Source organism: Clostridium saccharobutylicum DSM 13864, from assembly GCF_000473995.1.
Taxonomy (GTDB): Bacteria; Bacillota; Clostridia; order Clostridiales; family Clostridiaceae; genus Clostridium; species Clostridium saccharobutylicum.
On record NC_022571.1, the window covers coordinates 5,045,001 to 5,047,500 of the forward strand.

Below are 2,500 nucleotides of genomic sequence, written 5' to 3' on the forward strand. Positions count from 1 at the left end.
TATATCACTTGACTTAGAGGCTGTCAACAACTTTTTTCATTTCTTTAAAGCTCTTTTTCAAAGGCTTTTTTGAACTTACTTGAAATTGTTTATGTCTCTTAGCGACGTGTTTTATCTTAACACGAATGTAGATTATACATTTTCGAATATTTGCTATTTATTGATTTTATTATACATATATACGTAATTTTCTTATAAATTCTACACTTTCCTATTCATGATACACTAGGTTTAGTTATCATCGTTTTTTTCAATATAAACTCCATAATCTACAATTTGAAAAGATAATCTAATAATATTAAAGTAAAAATTTCAATATTAAAATATATAAATGCCTAATAAAATACGTGAATATCCTGACATGATATGTACAGCATTTATATTAAGATGCCTAAAAACTATATATGAAGTGCCTCAATTCTTATAAATTATTTTAAATAAATATATTTTTAATCATTGTACCTCCTCACATTTATTAAAATATGTTTTTCTAATGACGAAACGTAGTAATTATATATGATCCATTTCATAAATTCAGATTTCAACCTATTTAAATAAATAATCCACAAAATATATTCCATGATTAAAAAATATTGTGGATATAATCAAATTTATGTGTATGGAATTAAACTAACAGAAGTCTATACAATATCTTATTTAACTTAAAATCCTTAAACCTTCAACAATATAGACTTTAAACTAAATAAAAAGATTAGTGCATTCCTCAAAAAAATAATACTACAATGAATATATATGCTACATAAAAAAACACTTAATAATTTAAGCAGTTGTTTATACCTTTATTCTTAGATAGTGATAATGAAATCTCCTCATGATTTCTTAATATTCAATTATCATTTACCGCAACAGCAACAAATACTGCACAAAATACTAATGAATCTATAATTATTAACATTAATTCATGCGACTACAAGAGTTCTCCATTTAAACTTTCAACTAAATAACAAGGTTAATGAATTCCTCACCAACGACAATTCCACAATACATACATTAAGCAATATTATTAATTAATGCTATAACTTTCAGAATAATTCTGTTTATATATTTTTACGTAAAATAAAAAACGATAGTTATTACAACTATCGTTTATGCTTACCTCGCGACGTCCTACTCTTCCACACAGTCTCCCATGCAGTACCATCGGCGCTATAGACCTTAACTGTCCTGTTCGGAATGGGAAGGAGTGTTACCTCTATGCCATCACCACGAGATTTTGAAAGTTTTGTTCTTTCAAAATTGCACATAGTTCTTAATGTATTACAACTTGATTATATTGGTCAAGCCCTCGACCTATTAGTATCAGTCAGCTAAATACGTTGCCGCACTTACACCTCTGACCTATCAACCTTGTAGTCTTCAAGGGGTCTTACTAGCTTATGCTATGGGAAATCTCATCTTGAGGTGGGCTTCACACTTAGATGCTTTCAGCGTTTATCCCTTCCCGACTTAGCTACCCAGCTATGCTTCTGGCGAAACAACTGGTACACCATAGGTCAGTCCATCCCGGTCCTCTCGTACTAAGGACAGCTCCTCTCAAATTTCCTACGCCCGCGACGGATAGGGACCGAACTGTCTCACGACGTTCTGAACCCAGCTCGCGTGCCGCTTTAATGGGCGAACAGCCCAACCCTTGGGACCTACTTCAGCCCCAGGATGCGACGAGCCGACATCGAGGTGCCAAACCTCCCCGTCGATGTGAACTCTTGGGGGAGATCAGCCTGTTATCCCCGAGGTAGCTTTTATCCGTTGAGCGATGGCCCTCCCACGAGGTACCACCGGATCACTAAGCCCGACTTTCGTCCCTGCTCCACTTGTAGGTGTCGCAGTCAGGCTCCCTTCTGCCTTTGCACTCTTCGAACGATTTCCGACCGTTCTGAGGGAACCTTTGGGCGCCTCCGTTACATTTTAGGAGGCGACCGCCCCAGTCAAACTGCCCACCTAACAATGTCCTGTCACCAGTTTCATGGCATCCAGTTAGAATTTCAATACTATCAGGGTGGTATCCCAACAACGACTCCACTAAGGCTGACGCCCTAGTTTCCCAGTCTCCCACCTATCCTGTACAGACAATACCGAAATTCAATGCTAAGCTACAGTAAAGCTCTACGGGGTCTTTCCGTCCAATCGCGGGTAGCGAGCATCTTCACTCGCACTACAACTTCGCCGGATTTGCAGTTGAGACAGTGCACAAGTCATTACGCCATTCGTGCGGGTCAGAACTTACCTGACAAGGAATTTCGCTACCTTAGGACCGTTATAGTTACGGCCGCCGTTTACTGGGGCTTAAGTTCACACCTTCGCTTACGCTAAGTGTTCCCCTTAACCTTCCAGCACCGGGCAGGCGTCAGCCCCTATACATCAGCTTTCGCTTTAGCAGAGACCTGTGTTTTTGTTAAACAGTTGCTTGTGCCTATTCTCTGCGGCCTGCCGTAAAGCAGGCACCCCTTCTCCCGAAGTTACGGGGTCAATTTGCCTAGTT

At 38.8% G+C, this 2,500-nt stretch carries 2 rRNA genes (1 of these 2 running past the window's edge); both read right to left on the bottom strand.

From position 1 onward, the window contains the following. Positions 1–1,115: 1,115 nt before the first annotated feature. A 5S ribosomal RNA gene (gene rrf, locus CLSA_RS21555) occupies positions 1,116–1,232 on the bottom strand. 62 nt (positions 1,233–1,294) lie between these two features. Continuing rightward, positions 1,295–2,500: ribosomal RNA gene (locus CLSA_RS21560) — 23S ribosomal RNA — on the bottom strand; it runs 1,704 nt beyond the window's last position.